This is a genomic window from Mycobacterium sp. (assembly GCF_040509115.1).
Lineage (GTDB): Bacteria > Actinomycetota > Actinomycetes > Mycobacteriales > Mycobacteriaceae > Mycobacterium.
The window spans coordinates 1-3,782 of sequence record NZ_JBEVLO010000176.1; the positions used below are offsets into that span (position 1 = coordinate 1).

Annotated in this window: 4 protein-coding genes; 2 read left to right on the forward strand and 2 right to left on the reverse strand. The window is 67.4% G+C overall.

The features are described 5' to 3' along the window. The first annotated feature begins 97 nt into the window (after nucleotides 1–97). Nucleotides 98–541 (forward strand): universal stress protein, encoded by a 444-nt coding sequence (locus ABW137_RS12655; protein ID WP_526400369.1) that lies wholly within the window; start codon nucleotides 98–100, stop codon nucleotides 539–541. 12 nt (nucleotides 542–553) lie between these two features. On the opposite strand, the gene ABW137_RS12660 is transcribed toward ABW137_RS12655, so the two are convergent. Then, nucleotides 554–1,054 carry a DUF427 domain-containing protein gene (locus ABW137_RS12660; protein ID WP_526400371.1) on the reverse strand — a complete coding sequence of 167 codons (501 nt, stop codon included), beginning with the start codon at nucleotides 1,052–1,054 and terminating at the stop codon, nucleotides 554–556. 124 nt (nucleotides 1,055–1,178) lie between these two features. After that, nucleotides 1,179–1,856, reverse strand: a complete 678-nt coding sequence (locus ABW137_RS12665) for an MBL fold metallo-hydrolase (RefSeq protein WP_526400373.1) — start codon at nucleotides 1,854–1,856, stop codon at nucleotides 1,179–1,181. A 115-nt stretch (nucleotides 1,857–1,971) separates the two neighbouring features. Between ABW137_RS12665 and uvrA the strand changes: the two genes are divergently transcribed. Further along, nucleotides 1,972–3,782, forward strand: a 1,811-nt coding sequence (gene uvrA, locus ABW137_RS12670; protein ID WP_526400375.1) for an excinuclease ABC subunit UvrA, incomplete at its 3' end; no start/stop codon positions are given.

A 3,782-nucleotide genomic window follows, 5' to 3' on the forward strand; every position in this document is an offset into this window, starting at 1 on the left:
CCCGAGTACAGGTGCCATCCGAGCGAATCGGCCCCTGCCTGCGTGGCGACGGGTTACTGTCTCGGATGGCTTGGCAATCGACACTGGGAGGGCATGAATGAGCGCCTATCAGACCGTTTTGGTCGGCACTGACGGTTCGGATTCATCGCTGCGCGCGGTCGATCGGGCCGCCCAGATCGCCGCCGGGGCAAGCGCCAAGCTCGTGGTGGCGACCGCATACTTCCCGCAGAGCGAGGATTCACGGGCCGCCGACGTTCTCAAGGACGAGGGCTACAAGATGTCGGGCAACGCCCCCATCTACGCGATCCTGCGCGAGGCGAGGGAGCGCGCGCATACCGCTGGCGCGAAGGACGTCGAGGAGAAGGCCATCGTCGGCGCTCCGGTCGACGCGCTCGTCGATCTTGCCGACGAGCTGTCGGCTGACCTCCTCGTCGTCGGCAACGTCGGCCTCAGCACCATCGCGGGCCGGTTGCTCGGCTCGGTGCCCGCCAACGTGGCGCGCCGCTCCAAGTCCGACGTCCTCATCGTCCATACGTCCTGATGCGGACCGGGGCTACCAGCCCCGCGATCCCGGAATGCCCTTGAACGGGCCAACGACCCAACTGGTCACCCACCCGCCGTAGAAGCCGCCCGGTTGCGGCTCGACCTGCTCGCCGTTGACGGTGCAGCGGTCGACCTGCGCCGCCATCACCGCGATGGCGCCAGTGATCGGTTCGAAGCCGCTGGTCGGCGCGAGGTAGGTCCAACCGGCCCGCTCGGCGACGCGGGTCTCGGTGGCCAGGTCGTAGTAGCTGGCCATGCCCTTCCACTCGCACCACGACGATCCGGGTGCGTCGCGGAGGACGCCGTCGGCGAAGGCGGCATGGGGCAGGTAGTACGTCGGTGGATGGCTGGTCTCCAACACTCGCCAGCCGCGGTCGGTCGACGCGATGGTCTGGCCGCCGAGTTCGATGGTGATCGAGCCTGCGAAGGTCTCCAGGCGCGGTGGGCGCGGGTAGTCCCACACGGACTCCTGGCCGGGACCGGGCTTGTCGGGCTTGGGCCATGGAATCATGTGTTCGACCGTACGTGTGTTCTGGCCTGCTCGGTGTGCCGTCACCGCGTCCGACGTGAGCGCAGGGCGCGTCTCGATGGATTTCCGCCGTGGTCGCGCTCTCAGTGGCGCCGAAGGGACCGGGTCACCAACCGCGCTCACGCCACTCGTCGAGGTGCGGCCGTTCTGTCCCGATCGTGGTGTCGTCACCGTGACCGGGGTAGACGACGGTCGAGTCGGGATAGACGTCGAAGAGTCGGCGCGTGACGTCGCCGAGCAGGCGCTCGAAGTCGCCGTCCTTCCACGTCTTGCCGACCCCGCCGGGGAAGAGGCAGTCCCCGGTGAACAGCTGCACGACGTCACCGGTGGCGGGTCCGCCGAGCGCCAGGGCGACCGATCCCTCGGTGTGGCCTTGAAGGTGGATGACGTCGAAGACGAGCTCGCCCACCTCGATGGTGTCCCCGTTGGCGAGGATGCGGTCGGGCGTGACGGGCAGCGGATCGGCGTCGAGTCGGTGGGCGGCGGTCGGTGCGCCGGTGGCCTTGACCACCTCGTCGAGGGCCTGCCAGTGGTCGCCGTGCTGGTGGGTGGTCACGATCAGCGACAGCTTCGGGGCGTACCCCTCCACCAGGTCGAGCAGGGTCGCGGCATCGTTCGCCGCGTCGATGAGTAGCGTCTCACCAGTCTGGGAACACGTGATCAGGTAGGCATTGTTGTCCATGGGGCCCACGGACGCCTTCACGATCGTCGCTCCCGGCAGGGTGCGTCGTGCGGCGGTTCCCGCTTCGAGATGTCCCGTGTAGTTGTCGTCGACGGCGGTCATGACGCCACGGTAGCGGGCTTGTCGGTAGGTGGACATAGCATGGGCGCGGACTGCCTTCTGCGGGCTGGCAAGCGGGATGCATTTGACGGGATTGAATTGGAAGACGGGGAATCAGTTGGCTGACCGCCTGATCGTCAAGGGTGCGCGCGAGCACAACCTGCGTGGCGTAGACGTGGACCTGCCGCGCGACTCGTTGATCGTCTTCACCGGCTTGTCGGGCTCCGGCAAGTCGTCGCTGGCGTTCGACACGATCTTCGCCGAGGGGCAGCGCCGCTACGTCGAATCGCTGTCGGCGTACGCCCGCCAGTTCCTCGGTCAGATGGACAAGCCCGACGTCGACTTCATCGAGGGCCTGTCGCCCGCGGTGTCGATCGATCAGAAGTCGACCAACCGCAACCCACGCTCGACCGTCGGCACCATCACCGAGGTGTACGACTACCTGCGCCTGCTATACGCCCGCGCAGGCACCGCACACTGCCCCGTCTGCGGTGAGCGCATCGCCAGGCAGACGCCTCAGCAGATCGTCGACCAGGTGCTCGCGATGGACGAGGGCATCCGTTTCCAGGTGCTGGCCCCGGTCGTGCGTACCCGCAAGGGCGAGTTCGTCGACCTCTTCGAGAAGCTGAACAGTCAGGGGTACAGCCGGGTGCGGGTCGACGGTGTCGTCCACACGCTCACCGACCCCCCGAAGCTGAAGAAGCAGGAGAAGCACGACATCGAGGTGGTCGTCGACCGTCTCAGCGTGAAGGCCAGTTCCAAGCAGCGCCTCACCGATTCGGTGGAGACGGCACTCAGTCTCGCCGACGGCATCGTCGTGCTGGAGTTCGTCGACGAGGAGGAGGGCACCCCGCACCGCGAGCAGCGCTTCTCCGAGAAGCTGGCCTGCCCCAACGGGCACGCCCTGGCAGTGGACGACCTTGAGCCGCGGTCGTTCTCGTTCAACTCGCCGTACGGCGCCTGTCCCGAGTGCACGGGCCTCGGCATCCGCAAGGAGGTCGACCCCGACCTGGTGGTGCCCGACCCGGACCTGACGTTGGCCGAGGGCGCGATCGCGCCATGGGCGATGGGCCACACCGCCGACTACTTCACCCGGATGCTCGAGGGCCTCGGTGAGAGCCTGGGCTTCGACGTCCACACGCCGTGGCGCAAGCTTCCCGCCAAGGCCCGTAAGTCGATTCTCGAGGGTTGCGACGAGCAGGTGCACGTCCGGTACAAGAACCGGTACGGCCGCACCCGCTCGTACTACGCCGACTTCGAGGGCGTGATGGCGTTCCTGCATCGCCGCATGGAGCAGACCGAGTCCGAGCAGATGAAGGAACGCTACGACGGCTTCATGCGCGACGTACCGTGCCCGGTCTGCGAGGGCACCCGACTCAAGCCGGAGATCCTCGCCGTCACCCTGGCGGCCTCGGATGACGCAAAGTCCATCGCGCAGGTCTGCGACCTGTCCATCGCCGATTGCTCGAAGTTCCTCAACGCGCTGACCCTCGGCACCCGTGAGCACGCCATCGCCGGTCAGGTGCTCAAGGAGGTGCAGTCCCGGTTGGGCTTCCTGCTCGACGTCGGCCTGGACTACCTGACGCTGTCGCGCGCGGCGGGCACGCTGTCCGGCGGTGAGGCGCAACGCATTCGGCTGGCGACGCAGATCGGTTCCGGGCTTGCCGGCGTGCTCTACGTGCTCGACGAGCCGTCGATCGGGCTGCACCAGCGCGACAACCGGCGACTGATCGACACCCTCGTCCGGCTGCGGGATCTCGGCAACACGCTGATCGTCGTCGAGCACGACCTCGACACCATCGCGCACGCCGACTGGGTCGTCGACATCGGGCCCGCCGCGGGCGAGCACGGTGGTCACATCGTGCACAGCGGCACCTACGCGGACCTGTTGACCAATCCCGAATCCATCACCGGCGCTTACCTTTCCGG

What these genes read in the sequence shown, in the direction of transcription:
- ABW137_RS12660 (WP_526400371.1), bottom strand. Translation starts at nt 1,054, where the DNA reads ATGATTCCATGGCCCAAGCCCGACAAGCCCGGTCCCGGCCAGGAGTCC.
- ABW137_RS12655 (WP_526400369.1), top strand. Translation starts at nt 98, where the DNA reads ATGAGCGCCTATCAGACCGTTTTGGTCGGCACTGACGGTTCGGATTCA.
- ABW137_RS12665 (WP_526400373.1), bottom strand. Translation starts at nt 1,856, where the DNA reads ATGACCGCCGTCGACGACAACTACACGGGACATCTCGAAGCGGGAACC.